This window comes from Novosphingobium sp., assembly GCF_024642085.1.
Taxonomy (GTDB): Bacteria; Pseudomonadota; Alphaproteobacteria; order Sphingomonadales; family Sphingomonadaceae; genus Novosphingobium.
Genome location: NZ_JAHEBV010000023.1, coordinates 1 through 19,836, shown reverse-complemented (window position 1 = coordinate 19,836; position 19,836 = coordinate 1). Strand labels below are relative to the sequence as shown.

At 59.4% G+C, this 19,836-nt stretch carries 21 protein-coding genes and 1 pseudogene; 9 read left to right on the top strand and 13 right to left on the bottom strand.

Annotation, left to right across the window (positions count from 1 at the left end; genetic code table 11):
- Positions 1-67: 67 nt before the first annotated feature.
- Complete coding sequence (locus tag Q0L62_RS10165) at positions 68-1,363, bottom strand: MFS transporter (protein ID WP_296679431.1); 1,296 nt, start codon at positions 1,361-1,363, stop codon at positions 68-70.
- Positions 1,363-2,181: a 2-keto-4-pentenoate hydratase gene (locus Q0L62_RS10160; protein WP_296679429.1), complete on the bottom strand. Its 819-nt coding sequence runs from the start codon at positions 2,179-2,181 to the stop codon at positions 1,363-1,365. Before Q0L62_RS10160 ends, Q0L62_RS10165 begins: the two co-directional genes overlap by 1 nt.
- 170 nt (positions 2,182-2,351) lie before the next feature.
- Between Q0L62_RS10160 and Q0L62_RS10155 the strand changes: the two genes are divergently transcribed.
- Entirely contained in the window at positions 2,352-3,404 is a 1,053-nt protein-coding gene (locus Q0L62_RS10155; protein ID WP_296679428.1) for a LacI family DNA-binding transcriptional regulator, read from the top strand.
- Here Q0L62_RS10155 and kduD read toward each other — a convergent pair.
- The 6 genes from kduD to manD form a co-directional block, all read right to left on the bottom strand.
- A complete protein-coding gene (gene kduD, locus Q0L62_RS10150) occupies positions 3,401-4,159 on the bottom strand; it encodes a 2-dehydro-3-deoxy-D-gluconate 5-dehydrogenase KduD (protein ID WP_296679426.1) in 759 nt (252 codons plus the stop codon). The two genes, Q0L62_RS10155 and kduD, sit on opposite strands and share 4 nt — an antisense overlap.
- A 10-nt stretch (positions 4,160-4,169) precedes the next feature.
- Positions 4,170-5,006: a 5-dehydro-4-deoxy-D-glucuronate isomerase gene (kduI, locus tag Q0L62_RS10145; protein WP_296679424.1), complete on the bottom strand. Its 837-nt coding sequence runs from the start codon at positions 5,004-5,006 to the stop codon at positions 4,170-4,172.
- A 30-nt stretch (positions 5,007-5,036) separates the two neighbouring features.
- Positions 5,037-6,716, bottom strand: a complete 1,680-nt coding sequence (locus tag Q0L62_RS10140) for a hypothetical protein (RefSeq protein ID WP_296679422.1) — start codon at positions 6,714-6,716, stop codon at positions 5,037-5,039.
- Positions 6,706-8,049: an alginate lyase family protein gene (locus Q0L62_RS10135; RefSeq protein WP_296679420.1), complete on the bottom strand. Its 1,344-nt coding sequence runs from the start codon at positions 8,047-8,049 to the stop codon at positions 6,706-6,708. Before Q0L62_RS10135 ends, Q0L62_RS10140 begins: the two co-directional genes overlap by 11 nt.
- 100 nt (positions 8,050-8,149) lie before the next feature.
- A complete protein-coding gene (locus tag Q0L62_RS10130) occupies positions 8,150-9,034 on the bottom strand; it encodes a sugar kinase (RefSeq protein ID WP_296679418.1) in 885 nt (294 codons plus the stop codon).
- A complete protein-coding gene (gene manD, locus Q0L62_RS10125; RefSeq protein WP_296679416.1) occupies positions 9,034-10,242 on the bottom strand; it encodes a D-mannonate dehydratase ManD in 1,209 nt (402 codons plus the stop codon). The genes Q0L62_RS10130 and manD overlap by 1 nt, the downstream gene beginning before the upstream one ends.
- A 48-nt stretch (positions 10,243-10,290) precedes the next feature.
- Between manD and uxaC the strand changes: the two genes are divergently transcribed.
- Entirely contained in the window at positions 10,291-11,691 is a 1,401-nt protein-coding gene (gene uxaC / locus Q0L62_RS10120) for a glucuronate isomerase (RefSeq protein WP_296679414.1), read from the top strand.
- Positions 11,688-13,013 (top strand): mannitol dehydrogenase family protein, encoded by a 1,326-nt coding sequence (locus Q0L62_RS10115; protein ID WP_296679411.1) that lies wholly within the window; start codon positions 11,688-11,690, stop codon positions 13,011-13,013. Before uxaC ends, Q0L62_RS10115 begins: the two co-directional genes overlap by 4 nt.
- 444 nt (positions 13,014-13,457) lie before the next feature.
- Here Q0L62_RS10115 and Q0L62_RS10110 read toward each other — a convergent pair whose 3' ends face one another.
- Complete coding sequence (locus Q0L62_RS10110) at positions 13,458-13,661, bottom strand: hypothetical protein (protein WP_296679410.1); 204 nt, start codon at positions 13,659-13,661, stop codon at positions 13,458-13,460.
- A gap of 127 nt (positions 13,662-13,788) precedes the next feature.
- On the opposite strand from Q0L62_RS10110, the gene Q0L62_RS10105 reads away from it, so the two are divergent.
- The 3 genes from Q0L62_RS10105 (at position 13,789) to Q0L62_RS10095 (ending at position 15,542) form a co-directional block, all read left to right on the top strand.
- A complete protein-coding gene (locus Q0L62_RS10105) occupies positions 13,789-14,067 on the top strand; it encodes a hypothetical protein (protein WP_296679408.1) in 279 nt (92 codons plus the stop codon).
- Positions 14,068-14,098: 31 nt separating this feature from the next.
- On the top strand, positions 14,099-14,554 hold the full coding sequence (locus tag Q0L62_RS10100; RefSeq protein ID WP_296679406.1) for an META domain-containing protein: 456 nt from the start codon (positions 14,099-14,101) through the stop codon (positions 14,552-14,554).
- A 76-nt stretch (positions 14,555-14,630) separates the two neighbouring features.
- Positions 14,631-15,542: a PrsW family glutamic-type intramembrane protease gene (locus Q0L62_RS10095; RefSeq protein WP_296679404.1), complete on the top strand. Its 912-nt coding sequence runs from the start codon at positions 14,631-14,633 to the stop codon at positions 15,540-15,542.
- 35 nt (positions 15,543-15,577) lie between these two features.
- On the opposite strand, the gene Q0L62_RS10090 is transcribed toward Q0L62_RS10095, so the two are convergent.
- Complete coding sequence (locus Q0L62_RS10090; RefSeq protein ID WP_296679403.1) at positions 15,578-15,730, bottom strand: hypothetical protein; 153 nt, start codon at positions 15,728-15,730, stop codon at positions 15,578-15,580.
- A gap of 76 nt (positions 15,731-15,806) precedes the next feature.
- On the opposite strand from Q0L62_RS10090, the gene Q0L62_RS10085 reads away from it, so the two are divergent.
- On the top strand, positions 15,807-15,971 hold the full coding sequence (locus Q0L62_RS10085; protein ID WP_296679401.1) for a hypothetical protein: 165 nt from the start codon (positions 15,807-15,809) through the stop codon (positions 15,969-15,971).
- Positions 15,972-16,088: 117 nt separating this feature from the next.
- Here Q0L62_RS10085 and Q0L62_RS10080 read toward each other — a convergent pair whose 3' ends face one another.
- The 3 genes from Q0L62_RS10080 to Q0L62_RS10070 form a co-directional block, all read right to left on the bottom strand.
- The gene (locus Q0L62_RS10080; RefSeq protein ID WP_296679400.1) at positions 16,089-16,358 is read right to left on the bottom strand and encodes a hypothetical protein; all 270 of its coding nucleotides are present in this window, start codon (positions 16,356-16,358) and stop codon (positions 16,089-16,091) included.
- 220 nt (positions 16,359-16,578) lie between these two features.
- The gene (locus tag Q0L62_RS10075) at positions 16,579-16,977 is read right to left on the bottom strand and encodes a hypothetical protein (protein ID WP_296679398.1); all 399 of its coding nucleotides are present in this window, start codon (positions 16,975-16,977) and stop codon (positions 16,579-16,581) included.
- A gap of 201 nt (positions 16,978-17,178) precedes the next feature.
- Complete coding sequence (locus tag Q0L62_RS10070) at positions 17,179-17,682, bottom strand: META domain-containing protein (RefSeq protein ID WP_296679396.1); 504 nt, start codon at positions 17,680-17,682, stop codon at positions 17,179-17,181.
- Between the two features lie 238 nt (positions 17,683-17,920).
- Between Q0L62_RS10070 and Q0L62_RS10065 the strand changes: the two are divergent.
- Both Q0L62_RS10065 and Q0L62_RS10060 read left to right on the top strand, forming a co-directional pair.
- A pseudogene (locus Q0L62_RS10065) lies at positions 17,921-18,546 on the top strand (transposase); the annotation flags it as partial.
- A gap of 519 nt (positions 18,547-19,065) precedes the next feature.
- On the top strand, positions 19,066-19,836 hold a 771-nt coding region (locus Q0L62_RS10060), incomplete at its 3' end, for a hypothetical protein (protein WP_296679394.1).

Sequence of the window (19,836 nt, the reverse complement as noted above, 5' to 3'; positions counted from 1 at the left end):
CCTCAAATTCCGGCTTATTTGATACCGGTGTCAAATTGCGGCGAACCGCGAGATACAATGACCAGCCTCACACATCAGCCCGCGCAAGACGCGGCGAAAACAGATGAATGAAACCGATCGCGGCAAAATAGACGACCGTGCAGGCTGCAAAGATCGCCGTGTAATCCCCATCAGTGGCGTCCAGCACCAGGCCGGTTGATTTAGCCATGATCATGCCGCCAATTCCGCCCATGAACCCGCCCAGGCCGATAACCGAACCAACCGCGTGCTTGGGGAAGGTATCGGCTGGAATGGAAAACAGGTTGGCTGAAAAGGCCTGGTGGCCGGCCAGCGCAATCCCGATGATCACGACGCTGAGCCACAGGTTGTCGAGCCGGGTCACTGTCAAGATCGGCAGAACGCATAGCGCCGCGACAATCATCGTGATCTTGCGGGCAAAGTTTGGCGTCCGGCCATTTTGGATAAGCCGCGAAGAAAGCCAACCACCGCCGATGCTGCCGATATCGGACAGCAGGTACATGGCGATCATCGGCCACAGGAAAATCTTGAGATCGACCTGATAGGTCTGGCTGAAATAGCTTGGCAGCCAGAACAGCATCAGGAACCAGACCGGGTCGGTCAAAAACTTGCCCAGTGCAAAGGCCCAGGTTTCACGCTTGCCCGCCAAGGTGAGCCAGCTAACCGGCCGAACGGGATCGGCCGGATCGTGTTCGATCCAGGCCAGTTCTGCCCGGCTTACGCGGATATCTTGCCGCGGGTTGGCGTATTTGAACAGCCAGGCGGCGAGGAGCGCCACGCCGAACAGGCCTGAAACCAGAAAGGCGCCCCGCCAATCAAGACCCATCATCGTCATCAAGACAGCCAGGACAGGCGCGGTCAGAATTACGCCGACAGTCGTCGCCGAATTGATCCAGCCAATCGCATAGGACCGTTCCTTCTGCGGGAACCATTCGCTGCACACCCGCACTACCGACGGGAAATGACCCGCTTCGCCAACGCCAAGGACGATGCGTGCTGCCATGAACGACGTAACCGACGAGGCAAAGCCATGGGCGACATGGCCGATCGTCCAGGCGATAATGGCCATGGCATAGCCGATCTTGGGGCCAAACCGGTCGATAATCCGCCCGAATACCAGAAACCCAATAGCATAGGCTGCCTGAAATGCGGTGACGATCGTGCCGTAGTCGTCCTCGCTCCACCGCATCTCTTTGGCAAGGTCCGGCTTGAGCAGGCCGAGCATTGTGCGGTCGATATAGTTGATGGTTGTGGCAACAAACAGCAGAGCCACAATTGTCCAGCGTATCCGACCGGCCTTGGCGACCTGTGCTGGCGTGCTCGCGGCAGCCGTGGAACCGTTCATCACGCCGGACCTCCCGTGCCAACTGAACCGGCGGGATGGGCAATAATGCTGCAACCCACTTCGAACGCACCATCAAAGGTTGCGTGCACGGTCTGTCCGGCCTTGACCGGATGGACGCCGGTGATCGCGCCGGTCGACACCCATGTTCCTGATGGACATCCGATACCGCGCCGGCGCAACAGATCGATAAGAAAAGCAGCCGCACCAAACGGTCCGTCAAGCATCGTGGCCATGGTGCCCTGGCCGGCTTGCGTTCCGTCGATGGTGAGTGCGGTCGGCGCATCGAGCAGATCGCGGTCGCGCCAGTCGGCGATGACGGGACCCAGAACCAGCCCGAAATTGTTGCCAAAGTCGGAAGCCGTCACCGCCGGGCCGTGCTGATTAATGCCGCAAAAGGGCGAACTGGCGATCTCTATCCCGAAGCGCACTTCCGTGACGTAGTCGGGAACTTCGCGGGCACTGATGGGATTGTCAGGCAGATCGCCGAGCTGCAACAAAAGCTCTGCCTCTGCGGCCGCAAAACCGGACATGACAGGCATCGCTGCATCCTGCAGCGCATCGGCGGTGACCATCTGGTTGCGAAAAATCGGTCCCGCCAAACGATCCGCGCCAAACCGCGTGACCAGTTCTGCGGCGACCCGACCTACTTTCCAGCCGCCGATATGTTCCCCGTTAAGGGCAATGGCACGATCCTGGATTGCATACGCGGTTTGAAAGTCGGTCGGAAGATCGCCGGGATATTCGCGCAACGTCGCGCCGCTGCAGCGCGCGTTGACGAAAGCTTCGGCAATACCAGCAGTTCCCCCACTGAAATTCATTCATTTGTCTCCCGAATCGGGGTGTAAGGGAAACCGGTGTCATTTGCAAGTGACGACGGATTCCTGCCGTGGCACAGCCGGTTTGCCGGCATCTTTTGTTTGGACGGTCACCGAATTCTGTTCTAGTCGGATTGCCCTGTGCGTGGTGGGCAGAGGGATACCAACAAGCGATGGCAATGATCGGAAGCGCGGAAACCGGTCAGCCGACGATCAACGATGTCGCGGCGCATGCCGGGGTCTCGAAAAAGACCGTAAGCCGGGTGATCAATGGCTCGCCGTTGTTGACCGATGCGACCCGCGCGAAGGTCAAGCAATCGATCGAGGCGTTGGGTTTTGTGCCCAATCCGCAGGCGCGTGCGCTGGCGTTCGGGCGCAACTTCATGATCGTGCTGCTGCATGACAATCCCAACGCGCAGACGGTGCTCAACTTCCAAAGCGGCATCCTGCAGGCCATCGGCAACACCGATCTGGCGCTGGCTGTGCGTCCGGTTGATCGCAGTTCACCCGCAATGCTTGATGACATTCGGGAATTTCTGGAAAAGCAGCGGCCCCTGGGTGTTCTGCTGCTTCCACCGATTTCCGAAAACGACGACATCGCGCGGTTATGCACGGCGCAAGGGGTGCGCTATGTTCGCGTGGGCTCAGCAGTGCTTGACGATGCCGATCATTGCGTAGCTTCCAACGACCGCGAAATGGTCGCTGCTGCATGCCGTTCCCTGATCGCAGCCGGTCACCGCTCCATCGGCTTCGTGCGCGGACCGGCCGGTTTCCGGTCCGCACTGGAACGCGAAACCGGCTTTCGTGATGCCATTGCAGAGGCAGGGATACGCCACGATCCGGCTTTGGTTTTCCAGGGCAACTACCGTTTCCGCTCGGGACAGGATGCTGGCCGCGCGCTGTTGGCCGTCACCCCGCCGCCGACCGCAATCCTGGCCAGCAACGATGAAATGGCTGCCGGGCTGCTTTATGTTGCGCTTGAGCGGGGGATCAAGGTTCCGCAGGAATTATCGATCATCGGCTTCGACGATTCGCCCACGGCGTCGCATATCTGGCCTGCGCTCAGCACCGTACGCTGGCCGATCCTTGAGATGGGCGAACTGGCTGCGCGCAAGCTGGTGCGTGACTTCCTGCCCGGCGAAGACAAGGCCGACCTGCCGGTAACGCTTAACTCCACTTTCATTGAGCGGGATTCCGTCGCGCCGCCGCAGCCTTCGCGGACCTAGCGCGCCAGCCACCCCCCATCGACCGCAAGGATCTGTCCGGTCACGTAATCGGCAGCCGAAGAGGCCAGGAATATCGCGGCACCGGCGATGTCCTGCGGGTTGCCCCAGCGCCCGGTCGGAATCCGTTCGATGATCTGGCGGTTGCGGGTCTGATCAGCTTGCAAAGCCGCGGTGTTGTTGGTGGCGATATAGCCCGGGGCGATCGCGTTGACCTGCACACCCGCCGGGGCCAGTTCATTGGCCATCGCTCTGGTCACGCCCGCAACGCCGCTTTTTGCCGCAGCATAGCTAGGCACGCGGATCCCGCCCTGGAAACTCAACAACGAGGCGATGTTGATAATCTTGCCGTTGCCCTGGTTTGCCATATGCCGCGCGGCAGCCTGGCTGAGGAAGAACAGCGACTTCAAATTGGTGTCAACGACAGCGTCCCAATCCTCCTCGGTAAAATCCGCCAGGTCGTTGCGGCGGATTATCCCGGCGTTGTTGACGAGGATATCTATCCCGCCCAATCCGGCCACTGTTTCCTTCACCACCCGGGCAAGCGGCGCCGTCGTCGACAAGTCAGCGGAAATGTTGACAGCCTTGCGTCCGGTTTGTGTAATCAGCGCAAGCGTCTCGGCCGGCTCGCTACGCCCGGCCAGAGCAACATCGGCCCCGGCCTGAGCCAGCGCAACCGCAATCGCCTGACCGATCCCGGTGTTGGCTCCGGTGACCAGGGCGCGCTTGCCTGCCAGATCGAATGAAATACTGTTCATCGCCCTGCTTTCACTTGAGCTGGCAGATATCGAGCACATTCATGTCGGTGTAGTCGAGGTTTTCCCCGCCCATTGCCCAGATAAAGGCGTATTTCTTGGTGCCCGAACCCATGTGGATTGACCACGGCGGACTGATCACCGCTTCTTCGTTCGCAATCACGATATGGCGCATCGCATCGGGTTCCCCCATGTAATGGAACACCCGGTCATTTTCTTCCGGCATATCGAAATAGAGGTAGATCTCGCTGCGCCGGTCATGAAGATGCGGCGGCATGGTGTTCCACACCGATCCTTCTTCCAGCACGGTCAGGCCCAGCAGCAGCTGCGCGCTTTCGCAGACGCCGGGGATCACCAACTGGTAGATCGTGCGCTGGTTTGAATTGGCCAGATCGCCCCGCGCGAGCGGGTTGGCTTGCGCCAGCGTGATGTGCTTGATCGGGCAGACCTTGTGCGCCGGCAACGATGCCAGATAGAACCGCGCACCATCACCTTCGAAACTAACGTCGGCAGATCCCATCGGGATGTAGAGGCATTCCTTGTTGCCCATGGCGTACCGCTGGCCATCGACCGTGATCGCGCCTGCGCCGCCGATGTTGACCGCAGCCAGTTCACGCCGTTCCAGAAACGGCTTGCCCGATGCCGAGGCCGGAACCATCTGATCGGGCAGGCGGATTGCGCCGCCCTGCGGCACGACCCCGCCGATCACGAAGCGTTCGTTGTGCGAATAATTGAGGTTGATCTGTCCATCGACGAACATTCCGCCGACCAGGTAACGGTCGCACAGTTCATCATTGCTGACGACTTCCATCATATCGGGATGGGTGGCGTGATAGGTCTTCTTGAACATGGCGTTTTCCTGATTTTCGCGAAAAGGGAATCACTTGCCTGCGCGGCGGCGGGCAAGCTGGTATTCGTAAAGTGACGGTACTGCGGTGAGTGCCTGGTTCGTCGCATCGGTATAGGCATCCGGGCGGTAGCTGATCTTTACCTTGCGGTTGCCGTGCAGCCCGATAATCGCAGCGCTTGTTCCTTCAAGTCCGCTTGTCAGGTCGACTTCGGCGTCCACGGGCACACTGCCATCGATGACCAGCGCGGTATTCCATTGCGTATTGTAAAGGCCGTGTCCCGGCTTCCAATAAGGCGCCCCGCCTGACAGCCATAGCTGATAGGCATAGGCGTCCCCCGTCTTTTTTGGAGAGATATGCAGGGTCATGTTGTCAAACAGGTTCTGGTGATTGGAACCGCTGTGCTGGTCGATCACGGCATCGCGCATGACATTGGCGCGCAGATAGACGGACCGTGTCGAGCGTGTGTTGACCGTCACCGGATGGACAACCGGATTTTCCACAGTGAGATCTTTGACCAGCGCGTTGTGGACCGATCCAAGGTGCACCGAATAATGCGCCTTGCGGTTTCCCCTGGTGCGGACGTCGGCAATGGTCAGGCTGGCTGCATTGTCAGTCAGGATGCCGCTGTCGGCGTTGTCAAATACCATGTTGCGCATCCAGCCGTCGAAAACGCCGGTGAAATAGATGCCGTTGTACCCCTGCTCAAGGTGATGACCAAACGCCGGGGCGTCGGGGAAGGTGAAGTGCAGGTTCTGAATCCCGACATTGGTCAGGTGCTGCCAATCGGCAATGACGGCAGGCTGATCTGCGCGGATATCATGCAACAGGGGATCGCCCAAGGTCACGACTTTGCCGCGGATTTTCATGATCCGGGTTGACTGCGCAACCGTTGCGCGGTTGGTCTGCGTCCAGTGTCGCGATCCGATCGGCATGTCGGTTTTGCCATAGATTGACGCGATGATCGGGCTTTTTTCGCCATCGGTAGAAAACCACTGCAATTGGACGATCTGGCCCGTTTTTAGCTTTCGCGGATCGGCGACAGTCAGTGTCTTGCCGAACTGCTTGCCAGCGACAGCATCCGTCAGCACCGGATCGCGCTTGTCCATCCGGCCCAGATAGGATGCCGGGCGCGAACCTTCTGGCCCGACCAGAATGAAGCCGCCGGACCAGCTGTATTCGGAAAACAGGTAGTGAATGTTGTGTTCCGGTTCGATCTGGAACTTTTTTTCCTCGACGTTGTAGGTGCGGATTTCGTCCTGATCGGGCGACTGGTCGATCAGCTTTAGCGGCCGTGGAAAATACAGCTCGGTCCCGCCGGGGCCCGAACCGGCTCCCTCGATCACGATATCGCTGCGGGTAATGCGCAGGATTTCGGTTATCTGGATCCGTCCCGCGGGAAACCGCAACGTGACCTGGCCCTTGACCGCGTTTGCCTTGGCCAAGGCTTTCAGCACAGCCTGGCTATCATCAAGCCCATCATCTGGAACCACTCCGAAATCGGTCACATTCAGAACCGTTCCGCGTGCTTCGGGGATGTCTGCCACGCCAAATCCATAACCCGCGTAGCTGTAATCCGGCAGCGGATGGGCTTTGATCGTGGCTGTATCGATCAGGATTGCGGGAACCGGCTCGGCGGCAAGGGCAGGAGCGGCCAGCAACGCACATACCGCCGAACTGCACAGGACCCGTGCAAACGTTTCAATAACCATTGGAAGGCTTCTCCTTGGGCAAGCCGAACGGCGCAAGCCAAAGCTCGTCATCACCTTTCGGTTTCAGCTTGTATGCGTTCGCCGTCTTTTCGAAGGTTGGGTCGGCAAAGCCCCATGCGGCCAGCCGCAGTGTCTCTATTGCGGTACGGGATAGACCCTGTTGCTTGCCGGGGTTGCGGGTTTCGATATCACTGAAGGGCCACCGTTCAATCCTGCCCTGAAATGGCAGCAGAAACTGCATTGCGGTGCGCAGGCTTCGCCCGTCTGGCGTCGCGGCATTCCATAGATCGATCTGCGAACACTCGGCAATCGTGGCCAGCTGGAGCGCGCCGGTGGCCACGAAGTGTGCGTAATGCCAGCTGCGGGTCCGCTTCAGCTCATCGGGGAACTGACCGTCAGCGTTCATCTGCAGCGCCAGCCGGCGCGCTGGAAAGGCTGATGCGACCTGGCGGGTCACAGGTTCCATTCCGGCAAACAAGGCAAACTCGCCCAGCAGTAGATCGTAATAGATGCCGTGGTTGTTTTGCTTCTGGCGCTCTTCGGTACCGATCGGGCTTTGCGCCATCCATTTGACGAAATCGGCAAACCATGCGCCCAGCGCTTCCCGGTCGCTTGCGGACATAGTGCCGCTGGGTTCGATTAATCCGATCGATTCCACCACGGGGATCAATGCAGTCATCTCGATCAGGCCTTCACCGCGTCCTGCCGAAAGGCCGGGTACCGACTGACCAAAATTGAGATTGGGATTCATCCGCGTTGCCGGCGCGACAAACCACGCGTGCAAACGGTCCGTCGCACCGCGCGCATAACGGGCATCGTCCAGAAAATAGGAAGCCAGGGCCAGTGTGCGGACGCTGCTGCTGAATGCGCCAAGGCGGCTGTGATCAAAGGCATTGCCGCTGCGTTCGGGGTTCACGCGGCCATCGTCGCGGCGGTACGGCAATCCGCCGGGCTTGTCCGGATCGGGCCACCAATAGGGGCCGATTGAAAGGTAATCCCCCTTGTCGCCGCTGGGCGGCACGGTGCTTTTGTCGCGGACAGAAAAGGCGGGACTGGCAAGCGCGGCGTCGGCTGCCTTGCGCAGCGCTGCTGCTCGGGCCGCATCGGCAGCGATGGCCGCCTTTTGTGCGCGCAGCCATTCGGGCCGCCACAGGAAGGTGCGCCGCCCTTCGAAGGCTTCTGCATAGCCATCCGACCCGCGGCAAACCGCGCGTGTGCCGGCAGGTGCAGCGGCGGCTTGAACGGGTAGTTGCAGGACAAGAAGGGCTGCACAGATTGCGCGCAGGGGCCGGCAAACACCCGTCAGTCGATCTGGCACGACCCTGCAGATCACCACTCTCTCCACCTTGAACGCAGCGCTTGAAAGCCCCGTTTGCTGTTATTGCTACCGGTGTCATAATGTCATTCACGCGTCAAGCACCATGCGTGGCGCGTCAGTCCAGCGGGGGGATCGCTCCGCGCCTGCTGACGACCCAGCCCGCTTGCCGGTGCCCGGCCAAAATGGCTTCGGCAACCGCGCTACCGCGCAGCCGTGCTGTCAGATAACCGCCATTGAAAGCATCGCCCGCTCCGCTGGTGTCGATGGGTTTGAGCACTTGGGGTGGCGGCACGATCTGCCCGCCCGGTGCCAGGCAACCCTGCGCGCCAAGCTTCACAATCACTTCGCCGCAACCAAGTGCGCGCCAGTGTGCGGCGACCGCCTGTGCATCGCTCTCGCCAGATAGCGCGGATTCATCTTCCAGCGTTGGCAGACCGATATCGGCGCAGGCAATGGCAGCATCGCGCGCCCCGCGCGCTTCATGCGATCCGGACCACAGCTGCGGCCGGTAATTGCCATCGAAGGCGACCGTGCCGCCTCGCGCGCGCACCCGCTCACACAGCGCAAACACTGCATCGCGCGCCGCGGCCGGCAGGATCGCAAGGGTTATCAGCGAATAGGCGACCATATCCGCGCCCTCAGCCGCAGCCAGCGCCGACTCGATCCCCGGACAGTCGAACAACGCGCGGGCCGCGCTGTCGCTGCGCCAATAGGTGAACGTGCGCTCGCCTTCTGCATCTGTCGTAATTGCATAAAGGCCGGCCTGGCGACTGGGGTGGGTCAGCACGGCGGTGCAGTCCAGTCCTTCGGCCTGCCAAGCACTGCGCATTTGCGCGCTGAACGGATCGCTGCCCAGTGCGGTCAGATAGGCGGTATCGATCCCGCCGCGGGCCAAGTGGATGGCGGTATTCAGCGTGTCGCCGCCGTAGCCTAGCTTCCAGCCCGCATCGGCGCGCGATAATTCCAGCATGGCTTCACCGATCAGGACGGCACGCGGCATCACCAACTCCACATTGTGCCATCTTCCAGCCGGGCGACTGGCAGGTAGGCGGGCTTGTAAGGATATTTTGCGGCGCGTTCCTCGTCGATGTCGACACCGTGCCCCGGGGTTTCGCCAACGAAAAGTTCGCCTTTGTCGAAATGGTAGTCGTGCGGGAAAACCGCGTCGGTTTCCTCTGAATGGCGCATGTATTCTTGAATGCCGAAATTGGGCACCCAGGTATCGAAGTGCAGGGCACAGCCCATGGTGATCGGCGACAGGTCAGTCGCACCGTGGCAACCGGTGCGGACTTGGTACAATGCGGCCAGATCGGCGATCCGGCGCAGATGCGTCAGACCGCCAGCGCCTACCACGGTGCAGCGGATGTAATCGATCAGCTGGTTCTGGATCAGGTCCTTGGCATCCCAGATCGTGTTGAAAATCTCGCCCACGGCAAGCGGCGTTACGGTGTGCTGGCGCACAAGTTTGAACGCTTCCTGGTTTTCTGCCGGCGTGCAGTCTTCCAGCCAGAACAGCTGACAGGGTTCAAGCATCCGGCCAAGGTTGGCGGCCTCTTGCGGGGTGTACCGGTGGTGGCCGTCATGCAACAGGTGATGGTCAAAACCATAGGTTTTGCGCAGCTCTTCAAACAGCCTGGGCACATAGTTCAGCGCCTTGCGGGTATCCCAGCCGGTGACCGAGGGAATGGCGGCATCGGCCGGTTCATAATGCAGCGTGCCCCGCCCGACGCCATAGGCGTCCTTGATCCCTGGCACGCCCGTCTGGGCGCGGATCGCTTTGTAGCCCATGTCGATGTACCGGCCCACGGCATCCACCGTTTCGGCGATGTCGCCGCCGTTTGCGTGGCCATAAACCATGATCCCATCGCGGCTGCGCCCGCCCAGCAACTGGTAAAGCGGCATGCCCGCCATCTTGGCCTTGATGTCCCACAGTGCCATGTCGACCGCGGCGATCGCGCGCATCGTCACCGGTCCGCGGCGCCAATAGGCACCCTTGTAGAGGTATTGCCAGATATCCTCGATCCGGCTCGGATCCATGCCGACAAGGCAGGGCACTACATGGTCTTCCAGATAGGCTACCACCGATCGTTCGCGCCCGTTGAGCGTGCCGTCACCTATGCCGTACACACCCTGATCGGTTTCGATTTTCAGCGTGACGAAATTGCGGCCCGGACAGGTAACGATGACACGGGCAGAAACAATCTTCATCGGCAATCGATCCTTGCAGACAGAGGTATTCGGGTTAAGCGAGGCCATATGACCCGTGCGCTGACTATCCATCCAGACCGACTCTTGCCAGCCGATTCGGCAACGCGGGCCATCGCGCGCGCCCTTTATGATACCGTAAAGGACCTGCCAATCATAAGTCCGCACGGCCATACCGATGCAGCCTGGTGGGCCAGCAACGCGCCGTTCGGCAATGCCGCCGAACTGCTGCTGCATCCCGATCATTACGTTTTCAGGATGCTCCATTCGCAGGGAATTGCGCTGGATTTGCTGGGTATTGGCAACCCCGACGCCGACCCGCGTGAAAGCTGGCGGCTGTTCGCACAGAACTATCATCTGTTTCGCGGAACGCCTTCGCGAATGTGGCTCGACTGGGTGTTTGCCGAAACCTTCGGGATCGAAATAATGTTCGCTGCGGATAGCGCCGACCATTATTTTGACACGATCACTGCAGCGCTGGCGACGGACCGGTTTCGCCCGCGCGCCTTGTTCGATCACTACAATATCGAAGTCATCGCCACGACCGAAAGTCCGCTTGACGATCTGCGCCACCACCGCGCGATCCGCGAAAGTGACTGGGGTGGGCGGGTCATCACGGCCTACCGCCCCGACCCGGTGGTCGATCCCGAATTTGAAGGATTTCATGCCAATCTGACCAGGCTGTCGGAACTGACCGGCGAGGATTGTCTGTCCTGGCCGGGCTACCTTGCCGCGCATCGCCAGCGGCGCGCGTTTTTCGCCGCGATGGGTGCGACATCAAGCGATCACGGTCATCCCAGCGCGCGCACCGCCGACCTTCCTTTGGTTGATGCTGAAGCCTTGTTCAGGCGGGTTGTCGCGGGAGGCGCAACGGCTGCCGACGCCGAATTGTTCCGCGCCCAGATGCTCACCGAAATGGCCGGGATGAGCGCAGAGGACGGGCTGGTTATGCAGCTTCATCCGGGGGTCTACCGGAACCACAATGCCGGCCTGTTCGCCCGGCTGGGCCGTGATAAGGGCGCGGACATCCCGCTGCCGTGCGACTATGTCCATGCACTGCGCCCGTTGCTCAACCGGTTTGGCGATGACCCGCGCTTCAGCCTGATCGTTTTCACACTTGATGAAACCACTTACGCGCGCGAACTTGCGCCGCTTGCCGGGCATTATCCGGCGATGAAACTGGGACCGGCCTGGTGGTTCAACGACAGCCCCGAAGGCATGCGCCGGTTCCGCGAACAGACAACCGAAACCGCCGGGTTTTACAATACGGTGGGCTTTAACGATGATACCCGAGCCTTCCTGTCGATCCCGGCCCGGCATGACATGGCCCGGCGGATTGATTGCGGGTTCCTTGCACGGCTTGTCGCGGAACACCGGATGGAAGATTGGGAAGCAGCCGAACTGGCGGTCGACCTAAGCTATAATCTGGCCAAGGCGGCCTATAAGTTGTGAGGCTGGGGCCGGATGTAATCCTGCCGGATACCGTCCAGGTCCCGCGCTATGACCGCGCGGCGCAGGCCGCCGGCATCGTCCATTTCGGTATCGGCGCGTTTCACCGGGCGCATCAGGCAGCCTATACCGATGCCGCCATGAACGCGGGCGATCGTAACTGGGGCATAATCGGCGTCTCGATGCGTTCGGGTGATGTCGCCGCGCGGATTAACCCGCAAGCCGGACTTTACACCGTAACCGAGCAATCCGCGGCCGGGGCCCGGACCCGGCTGATTGGCGCCGTGCAGCGCATCCTGGTGGCACCGCACGATGTCCCGGCCATTGCAGCGGCAATCGGCTCGCCTGCGGTTCACATCGTCAGCTTCACCATCACTGAAAAGGGCTACACACAAACCGCCGATGGTACGTTTCCGGCGTTCTGTGCTGTGCTGGCAGACGGGCTTGAAAGGCGCCAAGCGGCGGGCCTTGGCGGAGTGACCCTGATCTGCTGCGACAACCTGACCGCCGGCGGCGCACTGCTCGAACGGCTGATGGAGCAATACCTGGCCCGCTGCCGCCCGGCGCTGGCCGCATGGTTTACTGAACACTGTGCCTGCCCTTCGGCCATGGTCGACCGGATCGTCCCGGCACCAACGCTGTCTGACCAATTGATTGCACCCGGCCTTGAAGACCACGGGGCGGTAGTGACCGAGCCATTTGGCCAATGGGTGATCGAAGATTGCTTTGCGGGTAATCGGCCGCGCTGGGAAGCCGGCGGGGCACAATTGGTTGCCGATGTCAGGCCCTATGAAACGGCCAAGCTGCGCATGCTCAATGGCGCCCATTCGGCACTTTCCTATCTGGGGTTGAAGTACGGTCACATGTTTGTCCACCAAGCGATCGGTGATCCGGCCATTCGCCTCTTGATCGACACCCTGATGCGTCAGGAAGCCGCGCCGACCATCGATGCTGCTGCGGGGCAGAATCTTGATGCCTATGCCGATGCCTTGCTGGCCCGGTTCGCCAACCCGGCGCTGAACCACCGCTTGGTCCAGATTGCGATGGATGGTAGCCATAAAGTGCCGCAACGCTGGCTGGAAACTTTGGCAATCCGCCAGCAGCGCGGACTAGAAAGCCCGGCCCTTCTGACAGCGATTGCCGCTTGGATCGATCATCTGCGAACGGGCGGCGCCGCGCTGAATGATCCGCGCGCGGCTGAACTTACCAAAGCGGTAAGCGGCCCCTCTGCGGCCGCTCAGCTGTTCGGGCCGGGCGGCCTTGTCCGGTCCGAATGGGTACCCTCGTCCAGCGAGATTGCGACGATAAACTATGCCCTTGCTTGAGGTGTCAGACTATCGCGAAAAACAGCCATAGAGGCGCTGGCGGCCAAGCCTAAATCCCCGAACTGGGCATGTTCAGCTGAAAGGCCCGGATATACGCACCGACGCTTGGGCGGCTCGTCCGGGTTGATCTGATCGGGGAAAAATCATGCTTAACTTATTACGTATTTAGGAGAAGATTCGACTGGCTTTTAAATATTGCCCCGTTGGATTTAAATCTTGTGTTAAAGCACCGCATCAGCAATCCACCAAAAACCAATTCCTCAATTTTGGTTTGCGCCATCAACCTGAATGCGGTGATCAGAAACCAGTTAGCTTAGCCTGCTGCTGTCAGCTCGAATCAACCCCAGTTACGATGGACACAAACGGGATGAAGATCACGGCAAGTATGGCCATGATTACCCAGCCCAGGAATACAGCGAGGCTGTAATCCCTACTTGGCTGGAACTATGTCGGCAGAGCCATGCTGAACATCGGTCTGACCAGTATCAGTCTTGTCACCGCAACGATGGCGAGCAGACCGGGGATGGAGGTCAGTTCCATCAGTGCGGGAGTCTTGGTCGGGTCAATTCCCAGCATCCGACGCAAGGCCAGGATCGGTACGCCGCCAATAAAGCCAGACGATAAGAAACAGATCGAAGGCCAGACCATAACGCCAAAATGCCGGTTTCCCCAGATTTGGGCAATCAAGGTAATGGCCTACAGAACGTGATGCGGAAGGTTCGATCCCATTCTTGTCGATAGACATTGTCTGAAGATCCATTTCGTCTAACAACCTGTGACAGCAGTCATCGCATACCGGCAAGGGAATGCCCCGTTTATGAAATGGGTTTTCTGGATTTTTCTGTTTCTGTATGTGGCGGCCACCACTCTGCTTGTTGTTGGGAAATTTGGCTGGTTCGGGCAGGAGCGAGACCCGATTTCGGCAGTATTTTTGGTGCCCTTGGGCTTGCCCTGGAACCTGTTGACCGACAAGATCGGCTTGGTAAACGCCGGGGTTTCGCTGATTGCCCCCGCGGTCAACCTTGGCATCATTTACTGGTTCTGGAAACGCTAGGCAGGGTCAGCGCGAGGAGGGGAATACCATCATGAACCGCTGCTATGGCCGCCTGTTCCTTTCGCCGTTGCTCATCCTTGCGGGATGCCAGACTACGCGCAACGACGGCACCACCGACGCCAATCCCTACCAGCTCGCCGGGACGACTTGGCTGCTGATCCAGCAGGGGCCGGCAAGCGAAGCCGGCAGGCTCGCCGATGTGCCGCCCTACGCCTACACCATGGCGCTGAGCAAAGACGGCAGCGCCAGATTCAAGTTTGACTGCAACCTTGGAACAGGTCGCTGGAAAAGTTCGCCCGCGGGGCCGGACGGCAAGTTAAGTTTCGGCACGATCGCTGTCAGCACTAAACTCTGCCCGGCCGGTTCGATCGGCGAGCAACTGTCAGGAGCCATGCACGGCCAAATCGCGTTTTCAATCTATGACGGGCGACTGACCATACAGACGCACGATCCGGACCGGCTGTATGTTTGGGACAGTGTCGATTGACCTTGGCTTAATGCAGCAATCTGATCGCTAACGATTGCGGCGACGTGTCAAAACCAGAAAGACTGAAGGGGGCAACATGCAGATTTCGGCTGGTCAGCAAGAACTGAAAAGGCCTGTCGTCGCTGTCGTCGCACTCCTGTTTGTTGGTGTAGCCACATGCGGCCCGGCTTACTGGGAGTTCTTCGTCAGAGAACCAGGCTTGGTCGCGGCTGGAGCGATTGCGGCGTTTCTGGTTTACTTGCCAAGCTTGTGGCTCGCTCGTTGGCTGGACCATCGGCCGATCACATGGTCGGCATATGCGTATGCGGCCCTGTTCGTGATGGCGACGTCGCCCGTTGTCTCCCATGTGACCTGGCTTCTGATGCAGCAAGGGATCCTTTACTGGAAGATCGTCGGCTTTATTGAGGAGACTGCAAAGCTGCTGCCAGTGGTGCTGCTGGCATTGCTTGCGCCGAACATCATCCGCAACCGTCGCGACGGACTGGTTATCGGCGCCATCGCCGGTTTCGGCTTTGCGATCGTAGAATACGCGGTGACCTTTGCGCTCGATAATTTCCCCGAACGGGGCTGGTCCGATCTCGCGGTCACCCTTCCGGCTCGCTGGGCCCTTGGCACGGACACCCACATTATCTGGACGGCGACAACCGGAGCAATGATCGGTTATCTGCGCGAGGTGCCCCTTTCAGCCAGACGGATTGTTTTGGCAATTGGGGTGATCTTGCTGGTCATGCTTACACACGGCGCTCAGGACTTTATGGGCAAACTGATCGCCCCGCTGGCGATCGGCGCACTTGGCCAAGTGCTGCTTTCGATAGGCATCAAGGAAGCGGCGCTTGGCGAAAATGCGCTAATTGTCCCATCGATGCTGGTGTTCGGAACTGTTGTCAACACGGTGCTGATCAATGTGCTGGTCCTGCCGGTGCTGTGGTGGTTGGTGCGCAGTGGGCCGGGCAGGGAAACGCCTGCAGCTCCCAATTCTCGTGACTGAAGAGCTGCCGCTCGCTACTTCTAATGCATTCATGGTCAACCGAAAATCGCAAAACCTTCGCCGATGCGGGTCAGCAGTGCGACCACAACGAGGCCCATGACGGCGGCAAATGCTGCACCGGCAATCAGGAGGCTGGTTCGAAGTTTCCGCAACACATCGGCAAATGTCTTGGCTATGGGGTTAGGCACTTGCAGTTGGCTAATTGACGATAGTTGGCCCGTAAATCACAGGGCGAGAAGCGCGAACGATGTGAAGGTGCCCTCAATGATTGTGCTCACTGTCAAAATGTTCGCCGAAATCACCGCTTTTGTGGCGAGCAGCGTGCTGATCATCACCAACGCTCCATTTGTAAAGCTTAGCGCTCCGCTGACGCGGAAGGTCAATCAGCACAGCCGGGTCAGCGACGGCACTGGGATATTGCCGTTTTGAAATCCGACGCGGGCTGCGAGAAAGATGATGGCGCCAAGCAGGCTTAGCATGCGTCCTGAAAGTCGAACTGCCGATTCTTGAAGATCCAAGCAAGGCGAAGTCTTCAATGCGATCGGGTCAATCTGCGCGCCGCTTCCGCTTGAAGATGATCAATGGCACTTCGAAAAGGGCGACCGCAAGCCCGAGGCCGATAGCCATACTATGCAGATGCCTGGCATCGCCGCCGAACAGCGCGCTATCGAGCCATGACGCTAGATAGCCGCAAGCAGGAACAGTCAGAAGTGCGGCTGCAATGCCAATAGCGTAGGACTTCCACCCTCCGAACGCCTTCGCGGCCCACCAAGCGACCAGAACCCCGGCGATGATGACAGTAATCGCACCAAACATGATCAGTCACCTTTTCGCACGTAGTCCCAGGCCTGCGGTATCAACGTCCGAAAATAATGCCATCAGGAATGATACAATGCTCAGTTCCGAGCCGAACGACGGTTTCGTTGCTGCGCGTGGACCAATCTAGCGGTCCCGGGTCTGCCTGCTCTAATCATACCGGACGGGGTTCCCCTTTCGAACTTCATGATCCGCGTGCGCCCGTCGGGTCCGTTAACCGTCAGATCACCAGATCCACCACCCCGGCGGACCACGCCAAAGCGAAAATCCCTCGTAGGGCCTCTATTGATAAGCGCGCAGGAATATTTCCCGTCGCGCTGTAGTTCGTGCCTGGAATTGACGCATCCTCTTCCACCTGCGTAGCTGTTGCGCCAGCAAGGCCAGTGACAGACACTTTCAGACGGATCTGCGACCTCTCACCGCGGCGGGCAGCGTTGCGATAGCGATTTATTCGGATACGCTGATCGCCCGAGCGCATGGAAGTCGCAGTGAAGCTGGTCGCCGGAGAAGACATGGAGCCGTTATACAAGGCATTGCCGCCTTCACCCGGCGACATGACGTTGAAATAGGCTGCTTTGTTGTTTGTCGTCATAGAAACGGTGGTGCGCTGGCCAACCATCGCATTGACGTTATGACCGGCAAGTTCGCACCCTCGGATCGCGCATGTCACGACTGCGCCGGTCGACGCGGGCCGGAAAGCGACTGGTCAAACCCAACTCCCGCTCTCGGCCTCGGCGGGAGTTGGGTTTGCAACGACTATACCCGGGGTGAAAAAGCCAAGCCCATGATGAACAGTGAGATGCTCCTCAACTGTCGATCTTCAAGGGCGCGGGGCCGAAGGATTTTTCGACCCAGATGGATAAGGCTCGGGTTCCCAGACGATGATTCCCCCATCGGCCATCAGGGCCATGTTCAAACGCCCATCGCGGATGGTGAACGAACGCACATCGCCGAATTGCCGTTCGAGAAACTCGCCCATCGATGGGCCGGGGCAAAACGCCTTGGTCACGCCTAACGGCCCGATTGACAACGAACCCCCGGCGGCGTTGGCGATATCGTTGCGCCACGGCCCCACCCCGCGATTGCAGTCCAGCCTCGCTGAAAGGCTTCCATCGTTATGAAAGGCGATGGTGTATTTGTTCGGATCGTCTGGCCTTTTGGTGCCCTGTGAATCATCCATCGACTGGAATTCGACTAGGCGCCAGTTGGTCCCGTCCAGTCCGGCAAATGGAACATTGGCTGGGCGTGCAGGCGCCGAATGCTGGCACGACGGCAGCATCGCAAGGATTGGCAATACCGCCAGTAGATCAACTAATCGTTTCATTCGACGCTCCTGCCAATGCCGCCAACCAATAGGATCTTCTTAACCGCTGCAAAATTGCCCTGCAACGGCAAGGTTGAGATCAGTTGGCAGCCTGTTAAGCAGCGGCTACAGGAATGCGATGCAAGCCTTGCCAATTGAGCAAATTATAGTTGCGTGAAATGATCTTAGCCAATCGTGACGTGACCGCCTGATTTACCTCCAAGTTCGATAGAAGCCCGGCCCATGGAAGGACGGATCGATGGAGCGAATACGGTTTACAGACAAGAAGATGATCCGGGGCGCTGCGGGAGGCGGAGGCTGACGCAAAGATGGCTGATCTGGCGCGCAAGCATGGGGTTTCGGAATCGACGCTTTACTATTGGAAGGCCAAGTACGGCGGGCTGGAAGTGCCCGAGGCGAAGCGATTGCGGGCGCTGGAGGATGAGAACGGACGCATCAAGCCACTACTGGCGGACGCGACGTTGGACAATGCAGGCCTGAACGACCTGCTTTCAAAAAAGGGTACCGCCTGCCACCAAGCGGAAAGCGGTTGCGTATCTTCAGGCCCAGCTTGATGTCAGTGGGCGGGGGAGGTTCAGCTACCGCCGGCTGCATGTCCTTAGGAAACGTGACGGGGTGGAGATCAACCGCAAGAAGACCCGGCGGCTGTATCGTGAGGAAGGTCTGGCGGTACTGCGGCGCAAGGACCGCAAACGCGCGGACGGCGCACGGATACAATCACCGGTGCTGGCGCTGCCCAAGCAGCGTTGGAGCCTCAACTTCGCGGATCACCAGTTGGCACAAGGTCGCCGGTTCCGGATGCTCAACGTTGTCGATGACGTCACCAACGAGTGCCCGACTGCGGTGCCGGACACGTCGTTATCAATTGCATCCTGTCGAGCCGCAAGAGCGCCTCGGTACGGGAATGGGCCGAAGCGGCAGGCGAACCCTTGCGCTTCGTGCCGTCCTACAGCCCCAACTCGATCCGGTCGATAAGGCCTTCTTCAAGCTCGAGGCCATGCTCGGAAAGATCGGCGAACTGACCGTAAACGGCCTTTGGGGCCTCATTGTCAGGCTCGTCGACATCTTGCGGCCTTGGGCACGCGCCAACTGCTTCACATCGTGCGGTTATTCCAAACTGATAGAAAACCGCTCTAAAACGTCCGCATCATGACACAACTACACTGGTGAATGGGGGCGTCCACGCCATAACGTCAATAAGGGGCGCGTTATTAGTGGGTTAAGACTGGAAAGTGACATTAGCTTAAGGTATGCGAGAACAAAAGCTGCCTCCAATAGTTGAGAATTACTGAGCAACACACAATCGGGCGGCGTCAAATTTGACTGCAGTTTTGCAAAGGGAAGCAATTGAATACCATCGGAACAGGCAATCGCCGCGCTCTCATGATCAGATTTCTCCTGAACGGTTCGAAGCTAGCGGCGGCTGGCATGGCGATGGTGGTTGTCCCGCAAAGCGCCTCGGCGCAGAGCGTCTGGAACGGGACGACCGACACCAACTGGCAGAATGGATCCAACTGGTCTGCTGGCACTCCTGGCGCCGCAAACACGGCGACGATCAATGATGGAGCGACCCCCAATCAACCGGTCCTGACAACGTCAGCGGGACTGGGTTCGCTGGATTTGTCGGCCGGATCGCTGACGCTCAACGAACAGCTTCAGGTCTTCAATTCGGTGACGATCACCGGCGGCACCTTAACCATCGCTTCTGGCGGGATCGGATTTTACGCTCCGGTTACATTCTCAGGAGGAACGCTAAACGTTTTGGCCGGCGGCGACCTCTATTCGATGGTAACTCTTTCGGGGACCGGTTCGCTTAATATCGCAGGCCAGCATGAAGGCGAGCTCCGCCTTAATGGCGGCACCTTTGTCAATTCGGGCACCGTGGACCAGGTCGATTACACGGCGGGCAGCTTCACCAACACCGGGACAATCACCGGTAATGCGGCGTTCAGTGGTGGTTCCGTGAGCAACGCCGGCACAATCAACGGCGCGACCACCGTATTCACAGGCAATCTGAGCAACCTCGGCACGCTTGCCGGAGACGTTTCGCTGAACGGGGGCAATCTCACCAATGATGGCACAGTGTCTGGCCGGATTTCGGTTGAGAACGGCTCAACACTCACCAACCTGGCGAACGGCAAGACCACGCAGGGC